General features: G+C 67.1%; 29 protein-coding genes. 14 read left to right on the forward strand and 15 right to left on the reverse strand.

The annotated features are described in order from the left end of the window. Positions 1-6: 6 nt before the first annotated feature. Positions 7-405, reverse strand: coding sequence for a nuclear transport factor 2 family protein (locus tag AVL48_RS03565; protein ID WP_063823064.1), 399 nt, complete (start codon positions 403-405; stop codon positions 7-9). A 131-nt stretch (positions 406-536) separates the two neighbouring features. On the opposite strand from AVL48_RS03565, the gene AVL48_RS03570 reads away from it, so the two are divergent. Continuing rightward, positions 537-818: a hypothetical protein gene (locus AVL48_RS03570; protein ID WP_143104750.1), complete on the forward strand. Its 282-nt coding sequence runs from the start codon at positions 537-539 to the stop codon at positions 816-818. A gap of 117 nt (positions 819-935) precedes the next feature. Here the strand turns inward: AVL48_RS03570 and AVL48_RS03575 are convergent, their stop codons facing one another. Then, positions 936-1,838 (reverse strand): TetR/AcrR family transcriptional regulator, encoded by a 903-nt coding sequence (locus AVL48_RS03575; RefSeq protein WP_082857533.1) that lies wholly within the window; start codon positions 1,836-1,838, stop codon positions 936-938. 195 nt (positions 1,839-2,033) lie between these two features. Between AVL48_RS03575 and AVL48_RS03580 the strand changes: the two genes are divergently transcribed. From AVL48_RS03580 to AVL48_RS03615, 9 genes are all read left to right on the forward strand, one after another. Then, a complete protein-coding gene (locus AVL48_RS03580; protein WP_061983606.1) occupies positions 2,034-3,593 on the forward strand; it encodes an MFS transporter in 1,560 nt (519 codons plus the stop codon). Between the two features lie 511 nt (positions 3,594-4,104). Further along, positions 4,105-4,485 carry a hypothetical protein gene (locus AVL48_RS03585; RefSeq protein ID WP_061983605.1) on the forward strand — a complete coding sequence of 127 codons (381 nt, stop codon included), beginning with the start codon at positions 4,105-4,107 and terminating at the stop codon, positions 4,483-4,485. Between the two features lie 226 nt (positions 4,486-4,711). Further along, entirely contained in the window at positions 4,712-4,888 is a 177-nt protein-coding gene (locus AVL48_RS38880; protein ID WP_156515756.1) for a hypothetical protein, read from the forward strand. Positions 4,889-4,901: 13 nt separating this feature from the next. After that, complete coding sequence (locus tag AVL48_RS03590) at positions 4,902-5,096, forward strand: hypothetical protein (protein WP_061983604.1); 195 nt, start codon at positions 4,902-4,904, stop codon at positions 5,094-5,096. Between the two features lie 58 nt (positions 5,097-5,154). Next, positions 5,155-5,799, forward strand: a complete 645-nt coding sequence (locus AVL48_RS03595) for a MauE/DoxX family redox-associated membrane protein (RefSeq protein ID WP_061983603.1) — start codon at positions 5,155-5,157, stop codon at positions 5,797-5,799. Then, on the forward strand, positions 5,708-6,247 hold the full coding sequence (locus tag AVL48_RS03600; protein ID WP_061983602.1) for a redoxin domain-containing protein: 540 nt from the start codon (positions 5,708-5,710) through the stop codon (positions 6,245-6,247). Before AVL48_RS03595 ends, AVL48_RS03600 begins: the two co-directional genes overlap by 92 nt. After that, positions 6,244-8,076, forward strand: coding sequence for an ABC transporter ATP-binding protein (locus AVL48_RS03605; protein WP_061983601.1), 1,833 nt, complete (start codon positions 6,244-6,246; stop codon positions 8,074-8,076). The genes AVL48_RS03600 and AVL48_RS03605 overlap by 4 nt, the downstream gene beginning before the upstream one ends. Further along, positions 8,073-8,531 carry a signal peptidase I gene (gene lepB / locus AVL48_RS03610; protein ID WP_061983600.1) on the forward strand — a complete coding sequence of 153 codons (459 nt, stop codon included), beginning with the start codon at positions 8,073-8,075 and terminating at the stop codon, positions 8,529-8,531. The genes AVL48_RS03605 and lepB overlap by 4 nt, the downstream gene beginning before the upstream one ends. 105 nt (positions 8,532-8,636) lie before the next feature. Beyond that, positions 8,637-9,620 (forward strand): ArsR/SmtB family transcription factor, encoded by a 984-nt coding sequence (locus tag AVL48_RS03615; RefSeq protein ID WP_061983599.1) that lies wholly within the window; start codon positions 8,637-8,639, stop codon positions 9,618-9,620. A gap of 725 nt (positions 9,621-10,345) precedes the next feature. On the opposite strand, the gene AVL48_RS03620 is transcribed toward AVL48_RS03615, so the two are convergent. The 5 genes from AVL48_RS03620 to AVL48_RS03640 form a co-directional block, all read right to left on the reverse strand. Further along, positions 10,346-10,768 (reverse strand): VOC family protein, encoded by a 423-nt coding sequence (locus tag AVL48_RS03620; RefSeq protein WP_061983598.1) that lies wholly within the window; start codon positions 10,766-10,768, stop codon positions 10,346-10,348. A gap of 55 nt (positions 10,769-10,823) precedes the next feature. Beyond that, positions 10,824-11,576: an AraC family transcriptional regulator gene (locus AVL48_RS03625; RefSeq protein WP_061983800.1), complete on the reverse strand. Its 753-nt coding sequence runs from the start codon at positions 11,574-11,576 to the stop codon at positions 10,824-10,826. Between the two features lie 177 nt (positions 11,577-11,753). Then, positions 11,754-12,644, reverse strand: a complete 891-nt coding sequence (locus tag AVL48_RS03630) for a helix-turn-helix domain-containing protein (protein ID WP_061983597.1) — start codon at positions 12,642-12,644, stop codon at positions 11,754-11,756. Positions 12,645-13,084: 440 nt separating this feature from the next. Beyond that, the gene (locus AVL48_RS03635; protein ID WP_061983596.1) at positions 13,085-13,624 is read right to left on the reverse strand and encodes an NAD(P)-binding domain-containing protein; all 540 of its coding nucleotides are present in this window, start codon (positions 13,622-13,624) and stop codon (positions 13,085-13,087) included. A 90-nt stretch (positions 13,625-13,714) separates the two neighbouring features. After that, entirely contained in the window at positions 13,715-14,467 is a 753-nt protein-coding gene (locus AVL48_RS03640) for a helix-turn-helix domain-containing protein (RefSeq protein WP_061983595.1), read from the reverse strand. 184 nt (positions 14,468-14,651) lie between these two features. Between AVL48_RS03640 and AVL48_RS03645 the strand changes: the two genes are divergently transcribed. Then, positions 14,652-15,386 carry a hypothetical protein gene (locus tag AVL48_RS03645; RefSeq protein ID WP_061983594.1) on the forward strand — a complete coding sequence of 245 codons (735 nt, stop codon included), beginning with the start codon at positions 14,652-14,654 and terminating at the stop codon, positions 15,384-15,386. Positions 15,387-15,793: 407 nt separating this feature from the next. Further along, positions 15,794-16,249: an ASCH domain-containing protein gene (locus tag AVL48_RS03650; protein ID WP_061983593.1), complete on the forward strand. Its 456-nt coding sequence runs from the start codon at positions 15,794-15,796 to the stop codon at positions 16,247-16,249. 15 nt (positions 16,250-16,264) lie between these two features. On the opposite strand, the gene AVL48_RS40780 is transcribed toward AVL48_RS03650, so the two are convergent. Continuing rightward, entirely contained in the window at positions 16,265-16,483 is a 219-nt protein-coding gene (locus tag AVL48_RS40780; RefSeq protein ID WP_425266077.1) for a DUF5984 family protein, read from the reverse strand. A gap of 367 nt (positions 16,484-16,850) precedes the next feature. Between AVL48_RS40780 and AVL48_RS03655 the strand changes: the two genes are divergently transcribed. Then, complete coding sequence (locus AVL48_RS03655) at positions 16,851-17,816, forward strand: arginase family protein (protein WP_208616202.1); 966 nt, start codon at positions 16,851-16,853, stop codon at positions 17,814-17,816. 91 nt (positions 17,817-17,907) lie between these two features. Here AVL48_RS03655 and AVL48_RS03660 read toward each other — a convergent pair whose 3' ends face one another. The 3 genes from AVL48_RS03660 to AVL48_RS03670 are packed head-to-tail and all read right to left on the reverse strand — an operon-like array spanning position 17,908 to position 19,744. After that, positions 17,908-18,558, reverse strand: coding sequence for a DUF3618 domain-containing protein (locus tag AVL48_RS03660; protein ID WP_061983591.1), 651 nt, complete (start codon positions 18,556-18,558; stop codon positions 17,908-17,910). Continuing rightward, positions 18,555-18,983 (reverse strand): phage holin family protein, encoded by a 429-nt coding sequence (locus AVL48_RS03665; RefSeq protein WP_061983590.1) that lies wholly within the window; start codon positions 18,981-18,983, stop codon positions 18,555-18,557. The genes AVL48_RS03660 and AVL48_RS03665 overlap by 4 nt, the downstream gene beginning before the upstream one ends. Further along, entirely contained in the window at positions 18,983-19,744 is a 762-nt protein-coding gene (locus AVL48_RS03670; protein WP_061983589.1) for a hypothetical protein, read from the reverse strand. The genes AVL48_RS03665 and AVL48_RS03670 overlap by 1 nt, the downstream gene beginning before the upstream one ends. A 396-nt stretch (positions 19,745-20,140) precedes the next feature. Between AVL48_RS03670 and AVL48_RS03675 the strand changes: the two genes are divergently transcribed. Next, positions 20,141-21,109: a tetratricopeptide repeat protein gene (locus AVL48_RS03675; protein WP_061983588.1), complete on the forward strand. Its 969-nt coding sequence runs from the start codon at positions 20,141-20,143 to the stop codon at positions 21,107-21,109. A 120-nt stretch (positions 21,110-21,229) separates the two neighbouring features. Here AVL48_RS03675 and AVL48_RS03680 read toward each other — a convergent pair whose 3' ends face one another. From AVL48_RS03680 to AVL48_RS03695, 4 genes are all read right to left on the reverse strand, one after another. Further along, on the reverse strand, positions 21,230-22,120 hold the full coding sequence (locus tag AVL48_RS03680) for a sucrase ferredoxin (RefSeq protein ID WP_061983587.1): 891 nt from the start codon (positions 22,118-22,120) through the stop codon (positions 21,230-21,232). After that, entirely contained in the window at positions 22,117-23,313 is a 1,197-nt protein-coding gene (locus AVL48_RS03685; protein ID WP_244162289.1) for a cupin domain-containing protein, read from the reverse strand. The genes AVL48_RS03680 and AVL48_RS03685 overlap by 4 nt, the downstream gene beginning before the upstream one ends. 82 nt (positions 23,314-23,395) lie before the next feature. Continuing rightward, positions 23,396-23,605 (reverse strand): hypothetical protein, encoded by a 210-nt coding sequence (locus AVL48_RS03690; protein WP_061983797.1) that lies wholly within the window; start codon positions 23,603-23,605, stop codon positions 23,396-23,398. A gap of 476 nt (positions 23,606-24,081) precedes the next feature. Beyond that, positions 24,082-24,522 carry an SRPBCC family protein gene (locus AVL48_RS03695; protein ID WP_061983586.1) on the reverse strand — a complete coding sequence of 147 codons (441 nt, stop codon included), beginning with the start codon at positions 24,520-24,522 and terminating at the stop codon, positions 24,082-24,084. Positions 24,523-24,948 lie beyond the last annotated feature (426 nt).

Consider the following 24,948-nt stretch of genomic DNA (forward strand, 5'->3'; position numbering starts at 1 on the left):
CGGGGTTCAATTCTCTGTCGCGTTGGCCTGCCCGGTGTAGTCGGCTATACGATGCCCGGTGCGCCACGGTCGGGCCGCTCCGGATATGCACCAGCGGCGCCATAGCGAGGGATGTTTGAGTATCGCCGGCAGCAGCGGCAGAGGGTCGAAGTAGGTCATCCGCTCGATCGCTTTGCCGTCGCGCAAGACGATCCGGTCGATGGCAGGCCATTCGATCAGGTCACGCGTGACGTGAGCGCGCGGCCGGAGTTCGATGAACACCATCTCCGAGTCGCCGCGCCACCTGTCGACCTGAACGCGCAAGTCGGGCAGCAGGCGCCAGATCCGCCGGAACTCTTCCCGCGCGGCCGCCATCCCGCGCACCGGTGCGGTCAATGGCTGGGTCAACACGATGTCCGGGTGCAAGATCCCTGGCATTCACCGGGGAGATGAGTCGTTCCAGAAGTCGATGAATTCTGTGACGAACTGCTCGGGCTGTTGCATATAGGCACCTCTTCCGGGCGAGCTGATCTTGGTCGACGGTTGTTCTCGATCACATGGCTGCTCCGGCACTTCCACAAACGTGCGCCCCCGTACGGTTGTGGCTTGCGCTCGGGCATGCCTTCTACCTCGGCCCCTTACTGCGCCTCGGTCCCCACTCCTCGGCGATCGCCTGTCTGGGCGTCGGCCTCGACGCGCCCTTCACCGTCCGGACCGACGGGATACCGGACCTGACCGCTCGCAGCTTCCTGTTCCGCGCCAGGGTTCGCTACGAGATCCGCGACGGGGCGGGCCGGATGCTGTTCTGCTACTTCGACCCGACCTCGGCGCGGATGTAGCACGACGGAGCGGACCTCGGCCGATAACGCGCCCTGCCGAACGACGCCCGTACGGTCACCGAACCGGCGAAGTGCGAGTCGTGCCCGCCTGTACGTCGTGAGTCTTCGCGTGCTCGCTTATCTACTCTTGGGGTCGGCCTGGTCGGCCGCGGACCTCTTGGGCTGCGCGACGGAGCCGTCCGCCGTGACGGAGGCGCCGATGCCCCGCCGTTCGAACTCGGCCGCGATGCCGTCCAGGACACCGTCGAGACCCGCGGCGAACAAGGCGTCGAGGTTCCAGGGGTCGGCGCCCGCGCGCATCGCGGGGGCGAGCCGCGGGTACGCGCCATGGTCGAAGATCCGGCGGCGTTCATCGTCCCGAGGGTGCGCCGGCCGCGACCCGGTGATTCGCGCCTGACGTTCCGCCTCCACGTCGCTGACGTAGGTCAGGGCCACACCCTGTACATAGGAGGCGAAGGTGAACATGTGGCGGAAGGCGTCCGCGGGTTCGAGGCCGAGTCCGTCAAAGGAGGAGAAGGCGCTCTCGCTGTCGGCCGCGAGGGCCGGGCTGGAGTGTGTACGGGTCGTCACGAGGACCTTCGACAGGATCCACGGGTGGCGGTGGTAGAGCTCCCAATCGCGATAGGCGGCGCGTTCGAGACCGTGCCGCCAGTCACGCGGCGGCGTATCGGGCAGCGGGGCGTCGGCGAGCGCGGCCTCCACCATCAGAGCCACCAGTTCGTCCTTGGACGTCACGTGCCGGTACAGGGCCATGGTGCTCGCTCCGAGGTCTGTGGCGACCCGGCGCATCGACAGCGCGTCAAGCCCTTCGGCGTCCGCGACCTCGATCCCCGCCCGCACGATGCGCTCGATCGTGAGCTGTGGCGCGTTGGCGTCTTCTTCCGGGACGTCGACCGGGTCTTCTGTTCGCCGTGCCCGGTAAGCCCGTGCCTGGCAGGCACGGGAGCAATAGCGCCGCGGGCGCCCCCGTTCCGCGGACTTGAGCGTCTTTCCGCACGCCACACAGGCCGACACCGTCACCAGTCTCCCTTTTCGTCACAACCTTCGAACGCGTGTCGAAATTCTACCCTGCGTTAACTGAAACTCGCTGACCAGGTCTCTTCTGTGGATCGTTAAATGGATTGCCCTCCATCGCGGGTGCATGTGTACCTTGTACGCGCCAACGCGTATTAAGTACACAGCAATGTGACGAAATTAGTTCGGAGCAGAAAAGACATGATCGAAGAACGTAAAAGAGCCGGCACCAGGCAGTGGGTCGGGCTCGCCGTCCTGGTCCTGCCGTGCGTGCTGGCGTCCATGGACTTGTCCGTCATGTTCGTCACGCTCCCGTCCCTGACGGCCGACCTCCAGCCGAGCAGCTCGGAACTCCTGTGGATCATGGACGTCTACGGCTTTCTGCTGGCCGGCCTGATGATCACGATGGGCACTCTGGGAGACCGCGTCGGACGACGGCGAGTACTCCTGACCGGCGCCGCGGCCTTCGGTATCGCCTCGGTCCTGGCCGCCTGCACGTCCAGCCCCGAAGTGCTGATCGCGGCACGCGCACTCATGGGAATCGCGGGGGCCACACTGGCTCCTTCGACCCTTTCCCTGATCCGGAACATGTTCCATGACGACCGGCAACGAGCCACCGCTGTCGGCGTCTGGACGGCCGGGTTCGCGGGCGGCGCCGTCGTCGGCCCCATCATCGGCGGCCTGCTGTTGGAACACTTCTGGTGGGGCTCGGTCTTCCTCATCAACGTCCCCGTCATGATCCTGCTGCTGGTACTGGGACCGGTGCTGCTGCCCGAATACCGCGACTCGAAGCCAGGCCGATTCGACCTGCTCGGCGCCTTGTTGTCGCTGGTCGCCATCCTCGCCGTGATCTACGGCATCAAACTGATGGCTGAACACGGCTTCGACTGGACCTCGGCCGTCAGTGTCCTCGCCGGCCTCGCCGTGGGCGTGCTGTTCATCCGTCGCCAGCGCACGACCACGAACCCGATGCTCGACCTCGCACTCTTCCGCACGCGCCGGTTCACCGTGCCACTGCTCGTCAACGCACTGAACACCTTCGCCGTGATCGGCTTCTCACTGTTCAACTGGCAGTTCATGCAGCTCGTGCTCGGCATGAGCCCCTTCGAGTCCGCTTTGTGGTCGCTCCCCACGTTCCTCGTGATGCCCGTGGGTATCGCCCTGGCCACCGCGATGGGGCACCGGATCGGCAAGCCCACCGTGATGATCGCCGGCCTGGTGGTGGCGACCGCCGGATACACCGTGCTGTCCCTGATCCGCACCGACTCGGGCATCGTCCATCTGGTCGGCGCCCTGACCGTGGTCTCGCTCGGCATCGGCGGCGTGGCCGCCGTCGTCACTGAAGTGATCTTGTCCGCCGCGCCACCGGAGCGAGCCGGTGCCGCCTCCGCCCTGGCGGAGACCTCCGCCGAATTCGGCGGCGCGCTGGGCATCGCGATCCTGGGCAGCATCGGCACCGCCGTCTACCGCGCACAGCTCACCTCACGAGCCCCGGCCGCCCTCGACCCTTCACAGCTGGCGGCAGCCGAGGAAACGCTGGGCGGAGCCATCGACACCGCCCTGGCCCTACCGCACCAGACCGGGGAAGCGTTGCGGAGCATCGCCTTCCACGCCTTCACCCACGAAATGCGGATCGCGGCGATGGTCAGCGCTGTCGTAACAGCCGGTGGGGCCATTCTGATCGCCACCATGCTCCGGACCGCAAGCACAACACAGCACGACAGCCACCGCCAGGCCGACGGACCACAGGCGATGCCGTAGACCTCGGCGAAGCGGCCGACGGCTGGAAGAATTCGGCGAGATCGGCAAACCTCGTCACATAGTGGTGCGACTTTCTGCAACTGACTGCGGTTATTGACCCGTAAGGCAAATCTGGCGTGTCGCGAAAGCTTCTTTCGTGACCTCCAGTGTCCGGTAGCGAAGGGCCCCTTCCCTACCTTCAGGGTAGGCAAGGAGGCCTTCACGGACCCGACGAGCGCGATGCCGCGCACGCCACATTCGCCTTACCCCTCGATAGCTGGACCAGCCGGACGACAGCAGGCCGCCGCGCGTCCGAGTTGTTCAGAATCGATCGAGACGGTACGTCCCATGGCCGCAGCAGTCACCGTGGCGGATTTGAACTGGTTCGAATGCTTTCCGGTTTCCGGCTCGCACCCGGTTGAGTAGCCATGTTCGCGAGAAATCACCGCAAGGAGGCCAGGCGCCGAATCGGCGACCGGCGATTCTGCTCATCACTCGCGCCGCTGTAGCGGCGGCATACGAAAGGGAAGAAATGCGAAAATCGAAGCTGTTTCCCCTGGCAGCCCTGACGGCCGCGGTGTTGACGGCCTCGGCCGTGGCGTCCGGAACCGGTGTCGCGGCGGAGAACGGCGGCTCGACCGTCATGGCGGGCGGCCAGTGCACCGGGTCATGGGTCGATGTCCACGAAACCGTGGTCGCCAGGGCCCGGCCCGACGCGGCGTCCCCGAAGATCTTCGACGTCTTCGCCGGAGAGACGTTCCCATGCCGCAAGCTGGTCGTCGGCGCGGGCTACAAGGCGTGCGGCTACACCGGCATGAACGGATGGATCCTGGTCCAGGACGGGGTCATGCGCCACAACGGATATGCCGGGTGGTCTGGCTACATCCCCAGCATCTGCACCAGCGACAGGTAGACCTCACCCCTAGCAGGACTTATGGCCGGGACACCCGTACGGGTTATCTCCTGGCTCTCTGGAACATCATTCTCGGACCCGCACGATCGCGAATATCCGAGCGTCCTTAGTGAAAAGTTAACGGCTCGTGGTTGCGTGAAACGGGAGCGGTTCCGGAATACCGCTCGCCCGGAGGAGTAACCAGGGGAATTCGAAGTGGTGTGGGCACCACAGGAAGAGAACTCACATGATGGCGAAATTAGGCAGACTCGGCGATCGGCTGCTCAGCAAGATCGTTCCGGTCGTCGAGGCGCAGGCGGGTGGCATGGGAGCCAGCGCGCAGATCTTCTGTTACTGCCGGAACCACCAGGCCAGATACCGCTCTTGTGCGGGGTGCGGCTGCCACCTGCTCCTCGACTGCTGATCAGGAGGATTCGATGGTCAAATTGATGGAACGGCTGGGTGAGCGCGTCCTGAGCGTGTTCGTCCCGATCGTCGCCGACGCGGCCACCACCGCCGCGTGCACTTACCCGAACTGCGGCGGTTGCCTGAACTGCATCCAGCGGTATCGCCGTTGCTGCAACGGCGTATGCGGTAGTTGCCAGATGGCCGAAAGTTGTTGCGGCGGCTGATTTTCCGTCTCCGGGGCGGTGGGCTCCTTCCGCCGCCCCTCCCCCGTCGGGAGAAATGATGTGCTACGTCGTATTCGGCTGCCGGTGCGCGCTCATCGTCGTGTTCGCGATGTCCGCGATGTCCAAGTCCCGGAATCGGGAGTCGTTCGCGGCATTCCGCCGGGCCACCGTCGAGCTGGTACCGGCCGCGCGCGGTCACGGCACTTCACTGGCCGTCTCGGTGGTCGTCGCCGAGCTTCTCGTCGTCGCGGGGCTGGTCGTGCCGAACACGGCTACCGTCGGGCTGCTGGCGGCCAGTGCGCTGTGCACGGCGTTCACGGTGGCCATCGCCGCAGCCCTGCGCCGGGGCGTTACGGCGTCATGCCGGTGCTTCGGCGGCTCGGCCACTCCGCTGGGCGCTCGTCATCTGGTGCGCAACGCACTGCTGATCGTGCTCGCCGTCCTCGCGCTCGTCCTGCCGGGTCGCGACGACGTCGGGAGCGATCCGGCCGCACTGCTCCTGGCCGCCGGCGCCGGCGTCGTCGTGGCCTCGCTGGTGATCAGCTTCGACGCCCTCGCCGACCTTTTCCTGGGTGGGCCGCCGCCCTCCACCATCACGAAGGGATCCCCTCATGACCGTCCTGTCCGTCGCCGTCGCGCTCGTCGGGATGCTGTGCCTGCTCGACCTCGTGCTCACCCTCGGCGTCATCCGCCGGCTGCGTGACCACACCGCCCGGCTGACCGCGCTGCAAGCCGCACCCGGTGAGACGGCCATCGCCGCACCCGGCGAGCTGGTGGCACCGTTCACCGCGACCACTGTGGATGGTGCGACCGTGTCGGCCGACGACCTCGCCGGTGCGAATCTAGTCGCGTTCTTCTCCCCGGACTGTCCGGCGTGCGAGCAAGAACTGACGCCCTTTGTCGATTACACGGGAACCTTTCCCGGCGGTCCCGAGCGGACGCTCATCGTGATCACCAGTGAAACCGGCGGTGCGAAGTACCATTCGGCGCTCAGTGGCCTCGGCCGGATCGTCACCGAAGCCGAGCTGACCGGTCCGGTCCAGAAAGCCTTCAAGACGCGCGGTTACCCCGCGTTCGTCGTGGTCGTGGACGGTTCGGTGATGCAGTCCTCGCACTCGGTGGCGGATCTCCCGCAGCATCAGCCCGCATGAGTGCGGTCGATCCGGTTCGCGCGGGGGTTCGCCACTTGCGCGCCGCGATCGTGCTCGCGTTCGCCGCCAACCCCGCCGCGGCGACGGGGCAGCTCGCGGTCGCGCTGTTGGCCGGCGCCGCGCCGGTGGCGGTGGCGTGGCTGACCAGGACCGTCCTGGACGGGATCGCGGCCGGCTCCGGCCGGTCGTTCGTGAGCCTCGCGCTCGCGCTGGTCCTGGTCGGCGTGTGCGCCGCCGTGCTACCGAACGTGGAGCGATACCTGCGTGCCGAACTCGACCGGTCGGTCGGGATCCTCGCTCGCGACCGGCTTTTCGGTGCACTGGAACGACTTCGGGGGCTGCGCAGGCTCGAGGACCCGAATTTCCACGACCGGCTGCAGTTGGCCGCCGACGCGGGCCGGGCCAGCCCGCCGTCGGTGCTGTCCGGCGTGGTCGAACTGGCCAGGGGCGCGATCACCGTGATCGGCTTCGCCGTGTCACTGCTGCTGATCGGGCCGTTCGTGACCGTGATCGTGCTGATCGGTGCCCTTCCGGTCGGGATCGCCGAGTTCGCGTTGGCACGGCAGCGGGCCCGGATGATGTGGGAGGTCGAGCCGGCGCAGCGGCGCGAACTCTTCTACGCGCAGCTGTTGTCCGGTCCGCGGGCGGCCAAGGAGGTCCGGCTGTTCGGGCTCGGCCGGTTCTTTCGCACCCGGATGGTGACCGAGCTGCGCGGGATCTACGGGGCCGAACGGGTACTGGACCGCCGGGAGCTGCGGGTGCAGGGGCTGCTCGCGGTGCTGTCCGCCGGGATCGCCGGCTACGGGTTGTTCTGGGTCGTGGGCGCGGCCGCGAACGGCTCGGTGAGCGTCGGGGACCTGGCCGTGTTCGTCGCGGCGGTGGCCGGGATCCAGGCCGCGCTCGCGTCCGGTGTCGACCAGGCCGCCCGGATGCATCAGGCGCTGCTTCTGTTCGACCACTATGTGTTCGTCACCGCCGTGACCGGTGACCTGCCGGTGTCCGCGACGCCGATACCGGTGCCACCCTTGCGGCGGGGCATCGAGCTGCGTGACGTGTGGTTCCGCTACAGCGAAGACCACCCGTGGGTGCTGCGTGGCGTAACGCTCACCATTCCGGTCGGAAGTGCGCTGGCGCTGGTCGGGCACAACGGTGCCGGCAAGTCCACGGTGATCAAGCTGCTGTGCCGGCTCTACGACCCGGACCGCGGCTCGATCCACTGGGACGGCGTCGACCTCCGCGCGTTCGACCCGGACGAGCTGCGCACCCGCATCGGCGCGGTGTTCCAAGACTACATGGACTACGACCTGACCGCGGCGGAGAACATCGCGGTCGGCGACCTCGACGCGCTTACCGACGAGTCACGGCTGCGTGCCGCGGCCCGGCGGGCGGGTGCGCACGAATTCATCGAGGCGCTTCCCCGTGGGTACGAGACGATGCTCAGCCGGATCTTCACCGACAACATCGACCGGGACGACCCGTCCACCGGCGTGGTGCTCTCCGGCGGGCAGCTGCAACGGCTCGCACTGGCGCGCGCGTTCCTCCGGGACCGGCGCGACCTGCTCATCCTGGACGAGCCGAGCGCGGGCCTGGACGCCGAGGCGGAGGCCGACATCCACACCCGGCTGCGCGCGCACCGGGCCGACCGGACCAGCGTCCTGATCTCCCACCGGCTGGGCGCGGTGCGCGACGCCGACGTGATCGCCGTACTGTCCGACGGGAGGGTCACCGAGGTCGGCGACCACCACGGGCTGATTTCTTCCCGCGGGATATATCACCGGCTGTACACGTTGCAGGCCAAGGGATACCACGAGGAGGTGGCACTGCCGTGAGCACGGTCGCGGTGGTCCTCGCGGCAACGCTCGCCGCCGTCCTGGCCGGGCTGCGCTTCCGATTCGTGCACGTCGTCGTGAACGGCACCAGCATGTTGCCGACGCTGCGGCCCGGCGACCGGGTGCTGGTTCGCCGGATGGCCGCGCGCTCGCTCGAACGGGGTGATCTCGTCGTATTCGCCAGGCCGCGCGAGGAACAGCGTTCCTGGATGATCAAGCGGGTACTGGCCGCGCCCGGCGATCGGGTGCCGCGCGCGGAGGTACCGGTGCTGTGGGGATATCAGGAGCCGCTCGTGCCGCCCGGCCGGTTCGTCGTCGTCGGCGACAATCCCGAGGACAGCTACGACTCGCGTCAGTTCGGCTATCTGAAGGCCGAGTCGCTGCTCGGGGTGGTGGTGGGCTCGTCACCGCGCGGATCGAAGCGTCGGAACCGAAGATGGCCACTCGGCGATTAGCCGCGCTGTTCATGCACGCCGAAAGGAGCAACACGGCCTTCCGGTTTCCCGCCGGAAGTTTTCCAGCCGGTCCGAATCCGGCGCGGCGGCTGTTACCGTCGGCCGGTGTTCACACTGCGGGTCGACGCCGAGACGATCTCCAGGACACGTTGGTCGCCATCGCCGGCGTCAGAGTCCATGGCCTGGCTGAAACTCACCGCCTCCTCGGGCAGGCATCCGGTCTTCGGAGATCCCGGAGCGCTCGCCCGCGCGTCACTTGCCCATCGGGACGTCGCGCTCCTCGTGGACCTGCTGCCGAGAGGTGGCGACACTTACCTGCCTGACCTGCTCACGCCGCAACCTGGAGCGGATACCCGGCGCGGCGACTTGATCGAGGAGCAGATCGCGCGGATCGAAGCGACAACGCAGGACGACCTGGAGAGTCAGGTGTTCGCCTACACTCAGGTCCACTGGAGCAGGCCCCTGTCGGCCGCTACCCGTCGGCTCGCGGAGTCCGGACGGCTGCAACGACGCCTGGCCAACGGCTTGGCTCAGTTCTGGCGAGTGGTGTTGTCCGATAGCTGGTCCGAACTCGGCTCGATCGTCGACCAAGACATCTCACGTCGCGCGAAGTCCGTTGTCGGCCATGGTGTCGGCCGGGCGCTGGGAGAAATCCATCCGGACATCGGTTGGGTAGGTGACGCTGTCACCTTGGCCAAGCCGTGGGACGGTGAACTCGATATCGCCGGCCGGGAACTGGTCCTCGTGCCCGGCGTGCTCACCTGGCCCGACGTCATCGTCCAGGTGGATGTTCCCGGGGAGGTCGTCGTCTACTATCCCGCCACCCGGATCGGAACAGGCCGGGACCACAGGAGGGGAACGATCGCGCAGGTTGTCGGTTCCGCACGCGCGGCCTTGCTCGAGGACCTGGAAAGCGCGCGGTCGACCGCGGAACTCGCCGACCGGACCGGATACAGTGCGGGCACCGTCTCCTATCACCTCAGCGCCCTGCATCGCGCGGGCCTCGTCAGCAAGGTCAGGGACGGACGCTATGTGCTGTACCAACGAACGCCCCGAGCGGTGGTTCTACTCGAAGACACCGCCAACTAGGCCGGGTCTCGAAGTCAGAGCCACTCGTTGGTCACTGCGGCGGTGACAATGGCTTCGTAGCGGGCGGCGAGCTTGCTTACTCTCCCTGACCATGCGCCGCCGAAGCGGGAAGGGATTCGCTCGTGTGTATGACGTGACGGGCGATCTCGTTGATCCGGCGGCGATGGCGTCCCCGCCTACCCAAAAGCCAACGCCGTGGCGGCGTCGAGTTCGAGCCGGTGCGACGGCCACTTCGAAGGCCCTGCGATCCTCAGCGAGTTTGCCGGAGCACCGGAGTGTCTCGCCGAGTTCGTCGAGGGAATTGACTGCGTCCCGCCGGACATAGGATGAACCGGCGGGACCAGAGCGCTACTGTTCTCTGAACAACACCCCGTGCCATGAGTGCCACCCCCTGGGGTACTTAAACCGAGTGCGTGGCTTTGGGGCCAGCCGGGGATATTGCGGAGGTCGTGACCGCAGGTGTTGCGCTCGCCGATCTGGGCCTTCCTGGTTCCGGATGAAGTGCTACCCCACCTGAATGTGCGGTTTCCCGCCCCGGAAGTGCGGGTGAATCTCCACGAATGCCGAGATGGGACTACTCGGCAGCGGCGCGGCCCTCCCCGGCTCACGCCGCCTGCCGATGTGGCCGGTTCCGATGCGCACGCCGGGAACTGGCCGCGACCCGGCCGACTACGGTCCTTGACGCGCGGCTGGTCGGCGGGTGGGCGGTTCCCACCTTCCCGGCGTCAATCCTGGCCGGCGGTCGTGTTGTCGCCCAGAGCTTCCGCGTTGTAGGCCAGCAACTCCCAGGAGTGTCCGTCCGGGTCGTCGACGGCCCGGTTGTACAGCCAGCCCATGTCCTGGGCCGCACGAGGCTCGGTGGCACCCGCGGCGAGCGCCGCGTCGGCCAGGCGGTCCACTTCTTCGCGCGACCCGGCGGCCAGTGCGTTGATCACCTCGATGGGGCCGTCCGCCGGGTTTCGCTTGGTGAACGTCGCGAAGGTCCCGCGTGTCATCAGCTGCACCACGATCGCGTCGGCGAACACCACTTGGACGGAGGTGTCACCGCTGAACTCCGGATTGACCGTGCCCCCCATCGCCACGTAGACCTTCGTGCTCGCTTCCACGTCGGTGACCGGCAGGTTGACGTAGATCTGCGTGATTGCCATGACTCGCCCTCCAGGATGTCAGTGTGCCGGGCGTTCCCGGTGTCACGACCGAACTCTAGGGGCGTACAGCGACCTCGGTCTTGTACAGGAGCGACAACATCTCGTCGCCGCTGGCCTGCCTCAGCTGGGATGCCGTGCGCCCGGTGAACCGGGTCAGTGAGCGCGCCAGGTGTGGTTGGTCGTGGTATCCGACCTGCTGTACGACTTCGATCGCGGCCATCCCCTGGCCCAACAACATCACGGCCTGTCTGGCTCGCTCGATCTGCCGGATCGCGCCTTGGGTCAACCCGGTCGCCGCGGCCACCCGCCGCTGCACCGACCGCGGTGTGACCAGAGTGGCCGTGTCCCCGCGGAGCACATCGGCGACCAGCGGATCGCGCACCAGCAATCCGGCACGGACCAGGCGGTTCACGAAGACCTCGGCGTTGTCGTAGGTCGGTGTCTCCCATTCCTCGCCCTGCAGAATGAACGAGTGGGCCGTGGTGTGCGGACTCGACACGGCGGTGTCGACCAGCTTGGGCACCGGCATCGGCGACAGGAAGGCGCCGTGCCGGAAGATGATCCCGATCGTATGCCCCTCACCCAGGCTGGGGCCGAGGTCCAGCACAGTGGGACCCGTCTCAGGGCCGCGCACTGCCACCTGCGTCTCGCCCCGGTCACGCCACATCACGAGCTCCCAATTGGAGTTCGCGAGGGACCGCATCCGCGCCGGCACCACCACGGCGCCCATCCCAGCGCGGTAAACCCGCTCCACATACGGAGAATCGGACGGACGCTGCTCGACGCCACCATCGAGATCAAGACTCACGGTCAAGAAGCTAACACCAGCGGCAGAGCACAACCTTCGGCCGTGTTCGGGCATGAGCGGGCGTTCCCGACCGAGGCCGATCCTCATACCGACGGCGAAGGTGCCATCCAGCGTTCGGCGAGGCAGTTCGGAGGTGCGCTGCCTCCCGACGCGCTGGACCGCCGGTCGTGGTCCACGCTAGAGAAGCGGGCGGCCCGCTTCCAGGTTTGTGCCGGTCAGTGGTGTGGGGCGCAGGCTGAAGAGGCTGCCGAGATGGAGGTCGGTCGCGCTCCCAGGCCGCTGTAGCGCTGTCGGGGTGCGACCGATCAGCAGGCGAAAGTCCCGGTTGAGGTGCGCCTGGTCGGTGTATCCGCAGAGCGCGGCGAGCCGTGGTAGCGGTGGTGGGTCGGTGCCTGTCAGGAGCCGGACAGCGTGGTGGCATCGGGCGATTCTCCCGACGACTTTCGGTGGTAGCCCGACTTCCCGGTGGAAGCGAGTGGCCAGATGTTGCCGGCTCAGACCGGCCCGCTTCGCGAGGTCGTCGACCTTGACCGCACCGCCCGATATGGTCAGGCTGCGCCAGCTGCGGTCAACCGGCTCGGGCAGTTCCGGTGCGTCCAGGAGCCAGCTCGCCAACCGCCGGTCGAGGATCCGGAACCGGTGGTTCGAATCCCGTGCCTCCTGCAACTCTTCCCGCAGAACTCTGGCTCGTGCGCCCAGGAGATCGTCGATTCCCACCCTGGTACAGCTGATTTCCCGCAGTGGCAGACCGAAAAGCGCCCGCGCGCCCAGCGGCGTCAGCTCGACGATGATCCCTCGCTCCCGGCCCACCCGCGTGTAGGTCAACGGTTTGCTCGACAGCCCCACGACCGGGGAAACCGCCGCCAGCGGCGAGCCTGCCACCGGATACCGAACCGGCGTGTCCAGATCGAAGACCACCACGACCGAGTTCAACGCCGCCACAGTCCGCGTCTCCGGCACCGGCGCGATTCGCTGGAAATCCAGGTAAAAGCCGACCCAGCGCGCCAGGCGGCGATCCGGCAACCGGGACATCCAGCGCTCGCCGTCCGACGACGAAGTCTCCCCCACTGCTGTTCCCCCTTGGTTGTGGGCGACGCCATGAGCGACATCCGCAGCACCGAAAGCATGGCAGTACGTGCGTTCCCTGTGGGACTTGCCGACAGGGAACGAACCGAAAAGAGGCAGCGAACCCTCGCGGTCGTCACGCCTCGTACGGCATCGGCCTGGCGGACGCGGCCAGATGAACCACCGGGCGGAGGCTACGCACAAGCAACCCGCACTCCTAACCCGCGGAGGCCGGCCGGGCGTCCGCGCAAGCGAAATCGACAGCCTTGGATTTTTCCGATCCAGGGGTACTGTCCGCCGGTGAACTAGAATCGTTGACCTGGATCCGCACTACCTGCATTCCTGGCAACGCCGTCCGTCCGTGGTTGTCACCGCACCCGCTGCGCATGCGACGCGGTCTGTGGTCGGCCGAGAGGCTGGTGACACCGTGGTGAACCGCGAGTTCAGGGGCCTCGTCGGAACGCGAGGGCCAATTCATCCGGGACCGGGGCGTTCCGAGGTCGTCGTGCCCGGCTGGGCGTAGGTGGCTGGTCGCTCGACTGTCCGGACACGACGGCCGCGAGCGCCTTCAGCCGCCGCACCCGTCCGAATTGCTCCGCCGTGCCGCCGACCATGGTGGTGATCGTGGCGGCCTCGGCCATCGACACACTCCCGGACACCGGCGCGTCGATGACGTCCACCGGCCCGACGGTGGCCAGTTCCTTCACCAGGGCGGGACCGACGGTGCCCATGACGACGTGCAGGTGCTCGCTCCCGGCACCGGCCAGCCCGGTCAGGACCAGCTCCCTGGTCGCCGCGCCGTCCGGCAGCATGCTGATGGACAGCTCCGCCTCGGCGAGTCCGGACACCGAGGCGACCACCGCGATGCCCTCCGGGACACTGCTGAGACGCGGGTCCTGCGCCAGGACCCGATGTCCCGTCGGTACCAGCTGGAGGGCCATCGGCAGGCCCATTCGTCCGAGCCCGGCGAATCCGATCAGCACGGCATCTCCCTCCGTCACCCGTCCGCCCAGGTGTTCACTAATATTGAACACCTGGGCGCTACCGTCATGTGACAGCGGACGAGAAGGATCTCAGTGGCTCTGGTTTCGCTCCATTTCGGAAGGGCTTGCCGGTAGGCTGGATTCCAGCAATGCAAGGGCCTCGACGACGTTCGAAGGCCGCGAGGAGGTGTCCCCGGAAAGACCGCCGACCTGGGATTCCACCCACTCGCGGGTGTGGTCGAGGTCTCGCCCGCCCGCCACGAACCACACGCCGCGCGCAGGTTCGGATCCATGGTTGAGGTACAGGTGCGGACGGGCGGAGTCGAAGCACAGCGAGTCACCCGCGGCGAGCAGGTGCCGATCGAAGTCGAGCAGCAGGGTCAGCTCACCCGAGAGCAGGTAGGCGTACTCGGTTCCGCTGTGGCGCATCAGCTTCCGGTCGGCCGAACTGGCGGCCCCCGGCTGATAGGTGACCAGCAGGGCATCGGCATCGGCCTGGCCGCCGACGGCAAGCCGCTCCCAGCGGACACCATTGGCCATCTCCAGGACCGGGTTGTCGGCAGCACGCTGGACGACCCCGGCCGACGTCTGCGGAACCGGCCGCTCCACCGACTTCTCTTCGGCCGGCTTGACCTGCCCAACGCCGATGCCGAGCAGTTCGTCGAGCGAGATGCCGAGGTGGCTGACCAGCGCGTACAGCGTGCTCACCGAAGGCTGGGACCGGCCGGTCTCGACCTGCGAGAGCAAACTGGCCGAAATCCCGGCCGCGGCCGCCACCTTGCGCAGACCGAGCTTGCGCTCCTCCCGCGCCTTCCGCAGCGCGGGCCCGATCTTGTCCTCCATCACGAGCCCCCTTGCAGCTCAGTTCGCTATCACTGAACACTACCGCCGAGCCGAGACCCGACACTGCCCATCGCCTCCAGAGCGGGTGACCTATGGCGCGCCTCTCTTGACACCAGTGTTCAGTGACATTAAACACTGGCATTGAACAGGTCGTTCTCGACACGAAGCTCATCCGGAGGCACCGATGCCCACTAGCGAACCGACGATCAAGGCCGTCCTGGCCGGGCGTCCCGTCACACGCGAAGACGTGCGGGCGTGGGAGACGAAGCGGTTGGGAAAGGCCGCCGCGAAGATCGGCCTGCCGGTTCCGACTGGCGACCTGGCCCGCGCGCGGATGGCTTTCGCCGACGCCAAATCCGAACTCGGACCGGATGAGATCCGTCGCCGCCTCGCCCGCGACATCCGCCGCGCCGACGCCGTCGCGCGCACCTCCACCCGCCTCTCGCGCGGGAGCCGCGCCACCAGCACCTGCGACCTCTATGTCACCGGAGCCGGCACCGCCGCGGAGTTCCTCGCCTGGTTCAACGACACCGGACGAGACGACTACGCCCACAGCATGATCGCTGCCAACCCGGACCACTTCCTGATCGACACCGCACCCGACGGACAACAGGAAGTCATCGAAACGACCGGCGGCAGCCCACTCGCGACCCGATTCCTGATCGACTATTCCGACACCGCGGAAATCATCACCCAGCGGAACCCGGAATTCCCTCTCGATGCCTCGGGTGTCGCCCGAACCGGCACCGGCCTGGCCATCGGCGGCGTCCGGCACGAGTTCCGCGACCACGCCGACGGCTTCCACGCCCACCTGTGCGTCGAGTTCCCGCGACTCACGATGCCCTCCATGGTCACCCAGCACCGGATGCACCTCGCCTGCGAGTTCTCGAACTGGATCACCCTGGCCTTCACCCGCTGACCACGGCCGAACCCCACAGAAACCATCAACCCCGCATCAAAGCCGAAGCCGCCTCACCCCCGCCAGCGGCGCTCAACGCCGGTGTACCACTGCCCGGAGGCCGGAACGCCGAGTCAGCTGTCAGGGGCGCTCTCCACACCAGTGCCCGTTCCGCTGCCCGGAAGAGCATCCAACGATGCTGCGCGTGACGCGGCGTCGTTGATGCGTACCGGGATCCGGAGCATCAGTGAACTCAGCTGGGCCGGACTTCATGACTTCAGGCGGGTGCGTCGCCATGAATGCCTACCGGGAATGGTCGAAACAGACCTCGTCACGAAGTGGATGTTCGATGAGATGACCCGCCGCGGCCCTGCCACGTCATGGCCCACTCTGCTCGCTTGCGCGGAAGGGGTCGTTACGGTGACCGCATGACGAATGACGCCTTCGCACCTGCAGACCTCGTGTCGTTGCCCAGGATCGAGTTCGCTTTCCCCGGCCCACTGCGTGACCAGCTTGTCGCGGCAATACTCAACGGTTCCAAAACCTCTACCACAGGCCTCCTCGTCGACTACGAGCATGAAGGGGAGCCGCTGCCGGAAGTCGGGAGTCGTTCGGTGGTCATCGACTCGGACGACCGTCCAGTCGCGGTCATCGAGGTGACCGGCGTACGCGTCGTCCCGCTGGCGCAGGTGGATCTCGCTCACGCCGTGGACGAGGGAGAGGGGTACACCAGCGTGGCCGAGTGGCGGGCGAGCCACGAGCGGTTTTGGCACAGCGAGGAGACACGTGCGGCGTTGGAAGACCCCGAGTTCACCGTGGACGACGCGACACTGACGGTTCTGCAACGCTTTCGCCTCATCACCGATCTCCGCCCCGTCGTTTAGCCATTCTCCTATCGGTCACCACAGCACGCTGATCGGGACACCGTGCGGCGCTTGTCGTCCAGCTTGTTGCTCTTCGATCCAGAACCAGCCGTCCGTCAAAGCGAACCAGTGCAGCCTGCGGTCACCCCAGGGCTCCACATCGGCCGGCGGCTTGAAACGGAAGTGAAAACGAATCACCCGGCAGTGTTGCTCACCACCTCGGACCGCTGTCGACCGATTTGCCTCTGACGTCACCTCATGCCGAGGGCGGGGCAGGCCGCTGGCTGCTCGGCTGCGCTTCAGCCGGCCAGCGGGCGCGAAGGATTCCAATATGAACTGACCGCGCCCTTGCCCTCAGCACCACCCACCTACCCACTTGAGGGGTACTCGTACGGACGCGCCAGCCCGCCGGCGGGAGGTAAGAAGGCGTACCGGGGCGTCGGCCGACATCGACTCACAGCCCGTGTACTGGCACCGATATGGCTCGCAGCCAACGAAACCACCACTGTGCACGCCTTCGCGACCTTCGCCGCCAGAGCCGGACCGGACATACCTCCGTGGCGATTCCCGACGACGACAGCTGACGGCGGGTATCAGTTCGCGCCGGTCCGGGTACCTTCCGTTGACGATCACCGGGGGACGAAAAGTTACCTATGGCAGCGGGGCACTGAAGAAAGAAAATCGGAGGAAAGACATGATGAGGCGGCTTCGGATACTCGGGGTTCCCAGCAGCGCCGGCGCCTATTGTGTCGGTGTCGAACTCGCCCCGGCGGCACTTCGGGCGGCGGGTTTGCCGTCGTCGTTGCAGGACAGAGGCTGGGACGTTGTCGACGCCGGAGATCTCACCCAGCGTCGGTGGGTGCCGGACCGGGCAAACCCGTTCCTGCAGAATGTCGATGAGGAGAGCGCGTCGGTGCGAGAACTCGCGGAAGCGGCCGCGGCCCTGCTCCGAACTGGTGATCGCGTGCTGATTCTCGGCGGTAGCTGCACGGTCGCGGTGGGACTGTGCGCGGCGGTCTCCCGGACGGGCGAGCAACCCCGCATCGTCTATCTCGACCGGCACCTGGATCTCAACACGCCGCAGTCCACCGACGAGGGCTCTCTCAGCTGGATGGGCATGGCACACGCCCTGGGCCTTCCTGGCACGGGTGCGCTCCTTTCGGCGGGGCAAATACCCTTGCTCACTCCTGCCGATCTGGCTTATCTCGGCGTCGACATGGAAGCGACCACCGAGGGTGAACGGAAGGCAGTGGCCGAACTGAGACTGACCGTCGTCGCGCAGGACGATCTCGTCAACGACCCGCGTCGCGCGGCACAGGCAGCCCGGGACGCACTGTCTCCCGGAGAGTTCGTCATCCATGTCGATGTCGACGTCCTGGACTTCCTGGACGCACCCATCGCCGAAAACGTCAACGGCCGCAACAGCGGGCCGACCATCGCCCAGCTCGGTGCCGCCCTGTCCACGCTCTGGAGCGATCCGCAATGCCGCGCCCTGTCGATCGGACAGCTCGATCCCGCCCACGCGGCATCAGACCCCACCGCGCTACCACGACTAGTGGATGCACTCACCGGCGCACTCTGCCGGTGAATGGCAACCGTTGTCGACGAACCGAGGCAGCCGCGGTCTCCGGGGCTCGCCGCTTTGGTCGCTGGACGTGGCGGGCCAAAGCGGCGAGGCACTATTCGCTACTCGGAGAGCGTAGGTTGTGCTGGGCTTTTTGGGCGCGTTCGGTGACGTCATCGGTGGCGGCGTGCGCTTCGTCGGTGACGGTGGACGCGGAGCCGGCGGCTTCGGACTTGATGGACTCGACCGCCTGCTTCACCGGTTCGCGGAGGTTGTCCTTCATTTCCTCGGCGACTTGCCGAGCGGCTGGTTGCACGTGCTCACGGGCCACGTCTGTCGCCTTGCCGGCCAGGCGCCGTTCCGGGTCGCTGGCGGGCAGCAGCGACGAGATCAGCCAACCGGCTCCGAAAGCGATCACCCCCGCGGCCAGGGGATTGCCTCGAGTACTCCGTCGAATGGCTTCGGGCGCTTCCCCGATCGCCTCGGCGGCGGAGCTCATCTGGTTCACGGCTTCGGACGCCATCGAGCTGGTGCCTTCCTGAGTTGTCGATGCCACGGAACCGGCCTTGTCGCCCAGTTTGGCGGCGTAATCGGTGGTGGTGCCCATCACCGTGTCCTTCGCACGGTGTACCGCGTCGCGGAGCCGGCCGACTCGGCGTTCGACGATCCGGCCTGGGGTGACTTTTTCGGTCAGCGCGTCCACGTCGGTGCTCAGCGTGCGCTGTGTCCGTTCGATTTCCTGGCGGATCTGGTCCGGCTCGGTCATGGTCGTTCCCCTTTCAGCGCGCCGGGAACCTGCTGGAGTGTGTCGATGGTCTGTTCGGGTTTCGGCGAAACGCGGCGGATGGCTTTGCGGCCGGTGGTGTAGAGCACGGCGCCGATGACGGTCCATACCGCCGCGACGATGAGCGCGGCCCAGCCTTGGTCCATCACGTTGGCGAGGCCCCACCACAGCGCCAAGGACAGGAAGAGCAGCACCATGTAGCCGGCGAATCCGGCGCCCCCGAGCATGCCGGCGCCCTTGGCCGCCTTGCCCGCTTCCGCCTTCATTTCGGCCTTCGCGAGTTCGACCTCCTGACGGACCAGGATGGAGAGGTCTTTCATGACGTTGGTCATGAGTTCACCGACCGACACATCCGACACGTCGGCATGCTGGTCGCCGGCCGGTGTGGAGCCCGGAGCCTGTGACATCACGGCACCTCGCCTGTACCGGGCGATCGAGGCCCGCTCGGGGAAGCGGCTTCCGGCGGTTGGGGCGCGGAGTAGCCCCCTGGGCCGGCCGTGGTGGTCGGTGCCGTGACTTCCGCATCGCCGACCTGCCCGGTGGGGATGGGCGGTGCGGGAGACGACTCGGAAGACAGTGCCGGAGCGACCGGTTCCGGCAGTGGGGTGGCGTGCTTCGAGCCCTGGCCGGATTCGGCTTCGTGGCTGGAGCCTTCCGGCTCACCGGCGACGGCGGCGCGGGTCAGTCTGCCCACCAGCGCGCCCGCGATCGCCGCGCCCGCCAAAAAGGTGCCGGGGCGCTGGCGGGCGAATCGGCGCACTTCTTCGAGCAACTGACCCGGCTCGCGCTCGTCGAGCCAATTGGCCACCGTATGGACGCGCTCCGACGCCTGGCGGGTGATATCCGCCGCGACACCGGGAGAATCCGTCCGCTGGGCCATGCGGTCGAGTTGGTCGGCCAGGCCGTGCAAGCTCTGTGCCGCTTGCCGCTGGCCGTTGCGGGCTTGATCTTCCAGTTGGGCCCGGCCTTCCCGGAGGAGGTCACGTGCTTCGTGCTGACCGTGCTCGGCGACGTGTTTCGCTTCCTCTACGGCGGTCTTCGCCAGTGTCTCGCCGTGATCGGCCGCGCTGGTCGCGACTTCTTTGGCCTCGTCCTTCGCCTTCTGTGCAGTCGACGTCGAGTCGGCTCCGCGCTGCGGCGGCGCCTGACCGACCGGTCCTTGCGACATGTGAACCTCCTGAAGGAAATCTGGAGTGCGTCGAATCGAGCCGGGGATCGAGAGCGGCTCGAACACTCGGGGCTACCCGTGCGGTTTCGGGGTAAACAGGGAGAAATTTCAACCGCCGTTCCGGAGCGAAGTCAGGCCGGCGCTCGCCATGACGGCCAGTGCGGCTCCCGGCAGGAGAGCGACCGGGAGGACGCGGTCGAAGACCTGCCGCACACCATGCGAACATCAGGCGAAATCGATCGCGTGTGCGGGGGAATCGACACCGAGTCTTTTTCATCTTGAGGTTCGGAGGGTGTGCCTCACTCCCGCGAAACCTCCGCGTGGAAGTAGTTTCCCGTCACCAGAGGGGGGTAATCCATAGTCGGGTGTGCCTCACTCAGGAGAATTGAGGACGCGATGACGGCGAAAGCAGCCCCACCGAGCCGCGTGGGGAGCACCGACGTGGCTCGACTGGAAAGTGCGGTAGAAGTCCTGCGCGCGGTGGACTACCGGCAGGGTGGCGGGTTCTGCCGCGATACCGTGGATATTCTCAAGACAGTCGGCTTGCTGCTTCGCTGGAGTTCGGTTCCTGACAGCCTTCGCCCGCGACTGCTCACGGTACTGGCAGACGTACACAACCTGCTCGGCTGGACCGAATTCGACACCGGCCGCCCGGCGTCCGCGCGGCTGAGGTTCCGGCGCGCGGCCGAACTATCCGCCGAAGCGAGCAACGGCAGCCTTACGGCCAATATTCACTACCGATTAGGCCGGCTGGAGCTTCACTACGGTGACCCCAGGACAGCGCTCGCACAGTTCGCTCGGGGCTGCGCAGCGGCGCGGCGATCCGGCTCGCCGCGCGGTCATGCGATTTCGACGGTCAACCAGGCATGGGCCTTGGCCAAATGCAACGAGGAGAGGAGGGCACTAGACCTGTTGACGGCGGCCGAAAGTGAATTCGCCGACTGGGAGAACTGGCACTCCCCACAGCCATGGGAGGCCTTCTTCGGCCGAGCGGACATGGCAGCGATGCGCGGGACCGTATTGACGGAACTGGCTTACCGTGTCACGCCCCGGCACGGCGAGGAGGCCATCGCGCACCTGGTATCCGCTACAGACGCTTACCACACCACCATGGCCCGCAGCCGCGCACTGACCACGATCATGCTCGCACAGAATCATGCTCTTCTCGGCCAGCTCGACGAGGCGATACAGGCCGGTACGGCAGCCGTCGAACTCGCCGACGCCCTGGGCTCCGTCCGTACCAAAGATCGCCTTGCGCCGCTGACGCACCTACTGGCAGGTCGCACGGACACCGAATCCCGCGACCTGCTCGGCGAAATCACTCGCTTCCGCGCCGAACCGGCCAAACAGCAACGCCGGGCATGACAAGGCACCAAGAGCGGGTCGGCGACGCGATCGGTCGTCGTGGGTCTCGCGAGTTGGCGATTCGGCTGTACACAGTGGACTCGTTCCCACCTGGCCGAGCGCCATGGAAGTCATCTCCGGTCAACGGAGACCCTGATAGCGCAGCTCCAGTAACTCGAACACCCTGATCCTGCTCACCGGTTCGGTCGCACACGTGAGCCTGCGGTTCGCCGGTATGTGTCGTTCGCGGAGGTACACCGTGCAGTCGGGGCCCGCGAACTCGACCCGACGGCCGGAACCGCCGTCGCGTACGTCCTCGACCGGCCGGAGGTCGTCGATCCCGACGGCGCCGGTGGCAGCACGTGCGTGATGTTGAGCCGCTTGGACCATCGGTTCGAACGAGGAGCGGCCGCGAAGGTACTTCGTGTCGAGCGTGCCACGCAGGTAGTCGCGGACGACGCCGCCCGCGTCGCCAGGACGCAGGCCGCCGAAGGTGAAACCGTGCGGCAGCAAGACCATCGAGGGAGCGAAGCGGCAGCCGCCGAGGTGACTGCATTCCCACGTGGCCTCGGGAAACTCGGCGGCCAGTGCGGCCGCGAGCAAACGACCGCGCACCGCGCAGCACGTGTCGTGCCTGCCGTGAACGCAGACAAGCGCGAGAGGCTCCGGCCACACACGCCCCTGAGCGGAACTGGCCAGGGAGAGTTCGGCGGCGTTCGTGAATTCCCCGGTGCGGATCTCTTCATGACCGGGTCGCGCGTCAACCCGGAACCAGCGATAGGGGTGCTCGCGCGCGGGCGTGCGCCGGGCGACCCGGCGGATCAAGGCGATCCGGCCGTTGACCCGCCGCGCCCAGGAGCTCAACGAAGCGACCGCGGTCGGATCGATTCCGGACTCCCTGAGCGCGAGTCGTCCCCACGGTCCCGGATGCTCGATCATGAGCCACTGCTCCGCGGGTGGTGCCGTGCCTTCACCGGGATCGCCCGCGGCGTCCGCCAAATCCGCGCAGCGGTCCGCCGGTGTCGCGGTCATGCGGTCGCGGCCATCAGCACGCCTTCCCGGAGCAGGCGGCGCACGAGCACGAGCTGATCGGTTCGGTCCAGCCCCGGGAGCTCCCCCACGCGCCATGTGCTCCCGTCGAGCAGCGCCGCCAAGGCGGTCGAGGTGGACCCCGGCAGCGAGAGGCGGCGATCCGGGAGTTCGAGCGCGACGTGGCCGTCTGCCGGGCCCGTGATACGGAAACGCAGGCCGTCGCGGCGCCGTACGGCATCCCCGTCGCGAAGACCGAGCAGGAATTCGGCGGCGGCGACCGGTGCCAGCGGTTCCGGGCGGTTTCCTTTCCACGTCCGATCGCGAACGTGCCGGGCGACGTCCTCGCTGGGCACTGTCCGCAAAACGTCGATCAGGTCCTGGCGGACGGACTCGAGGTGGCCCTCGATCCGGTCTGAATCCGCGACGTCGATTCCCAGCGGCAGGGACGCGCGCAGCCGTTCGTCGGAACCGGCGAGTGCGGTGAGCGCTTCCACCAGGGCGAAGACGGTGATCACGTGGATGCCGACGGTCAGGTGCGCGGAAACATCACCGAGCGCCTTCGCCGAGTGGAGCCAGCCTCGAGGCAGATACATCACGTCACCAGGCTCCAGGACTTCGTCGATGACCGGAGTGTCGTCCCGGGCACGCGCGGCGACGGCCTCGGCGTGCTCATCCCAAGGCTGGTCGCGCAGCGGCGACGCGTGGACGGGCGCGTGCACCTTCCACCGCTTGCGACCGGCCAGCTGAAGCACGAAGACGTCGTGGACGTCGTAGTGCGCCGAAAAGCCCTGTGAAGACGGCGGGGTAATGTAGGCGTTGACCTGCGCGGGGTGGCCGAGCTCGCCGCTCAGGCGGGTGGTGAAGTCGATGATGCTCGGCCAGGTGCGGTGCAGGGCCTGGAGCACGATGGTGCTGCCTTCGGCGAAGAGCGCGGCGACCCGGTCGTCGCGGATCTGGTCGCCGATTTCGGCACCGACCCCGCCGCCGCCGGTGAACGAACGTGAATCGACCACCGACCCGTCGCGGGCCAGTCTGAGGAACGGCGTACGCAACCCACGACGGGACAGCAGCTCGTCCACGCCGTCGAGGTCGAGCAGGTCACCGAACTTGCCGCTCGTCCGCCGCAGCAACGGCTCACGGCCCCAGTGCCGGACGGAGAACTCCTCGATGTCGGAACCGACCAACCGGGCCAAGACACCTTCCGAAACGCGGCCGGTGACCGGTACCGGGAGGCTCTCGCCGCCTTGTCCGGTACCGGTCTTCGGCTCGCTCGAATCAGCTCGCGCCACTGTCCGCGCCGCCGTCGGCTCCGCCATCGTGCTGGCCGGCGGTGCCTTCGCCGGCACCGGAGTCAGCCGGACCTTCGGCACCGCCGTCGGCCCCGCCGTCGTGCTGGCCCGGTGTGCCCTGACTCGCTCCGGAGTCGGCCGGTCCTTCGGTTTCCTTGTCCGATGTGGTGGAGATGTCGTCATCGTTCAGGCTCACGTCGTTCCCTTTCGCCAAGCGGGATGGATCACCGACTGGCTACCCCGGATCGGCACAGCGCACACCTTCGCGAAGGAAATCCGCCGTTTCCGCACGGAACACCGGCCGGTGAAGGCAACGGAAGACGCGAGGATCTGCAGCCGATCGCCGCGGAGATCTCCGGCTGGCCCGTGCGCAGGAACGTGCCGCGCTGACCGCCCTGCAGAGCGCTCAGCGGGTAAGCACCGAGGAAAGCCGGACGCGGTTGCGGTGAATTCTTCCCCGCGCGTGAGCGAGCGAAAGAACGCGTGGAAGGCGATACAGGAAACCTGTTGCTCTCGCCGGAGCAACTGTCCAAAAAAGACCTTTTCGACACGCTGCACAGGCTGGAGACCTCCCCGATCGTCATCGGCGAGGCACACTGCGTCTCGGCCTAGGCCCATGGGTCCCGCCACGCCGATCCCCGGCCCTTGCCCGAAGTGCAAGTGAGCACCGAATCAGCGGGCTTCGATAACGGTCTTGAATTCGGCCGCGGCCCGTTCGACCTTCTTCTGCGGATCGGCCAGCAACGAGGCGATCGCCTCCCCCAGTTTCCCGGCCGGGGGCTCGTACTCAAGGGAAATCTCGACACCGGTGCGACCGTTGCCCTTGTCGTCGAACCGCACGACACCGGAGTTCTTCACATCCGGGTCGGCGTCCTCGACCGTCGCCCACGCGATCTTGCGCGGCGCGGCGTCCTCGACGATCCGGGCTTCCCACTCCACCGTGGCTCCCATCGGACCGTCGACCTTCCACCGGGTCCTGGTCGCGTCACCGTCCACGGCCTCGACGGACTTGACGTCGGAGAACACCTGAGGCAGCCGGGTCAACGGCCGCCACCAGTCATAGCACGCCTGAGCCGGGGCATCGACCTCTATGTAGTGCGCGACAGCAGCCACCGTAACCTCCTCGATGAGTTGCCCGGCACGGTCGTGCCCGGCCCACCAGACATAGCCCTTTCATCCCGGCCGCAAACCCCTTGCGGTTAGCTCGACCGACCCCAGTGACTCCGTCTTCGTGAGTGCTCGCCCGAGCGGGCACTGCCCGGCCGGTGGTCACGACCACCCATCCGGGCCTCGGTCGTGCTGCTTCGCTGGCGTGGAAATCGCAGGACCCAGTGCACTAGTTCCTAGTCCGTTGTCAACGACACCCGGTCGAGAGCCCAAATCAACCGAGAGCACCTCACGGCCCTCAGGGCTACGACGCTCACGCACATCGATCTTGTCGACAACGATCTCCACCGCTTTTCGCCGCAGGAATCGTACGGCGCCGACGACGGGAACAAAATCGACCCGACCGGGTGACAACGTGGCCTCGCCGGCCCA

Source organism: Amycolatopsis regifaucium, from assembly GCF_001613935.1.
Lineage (GTDB): Bacteria > Actinomycetota > Actinomycetes > Mycobacteriales > Pseudonocardiaceae > Amycolatopsis > Amycolatopsis regifaucium.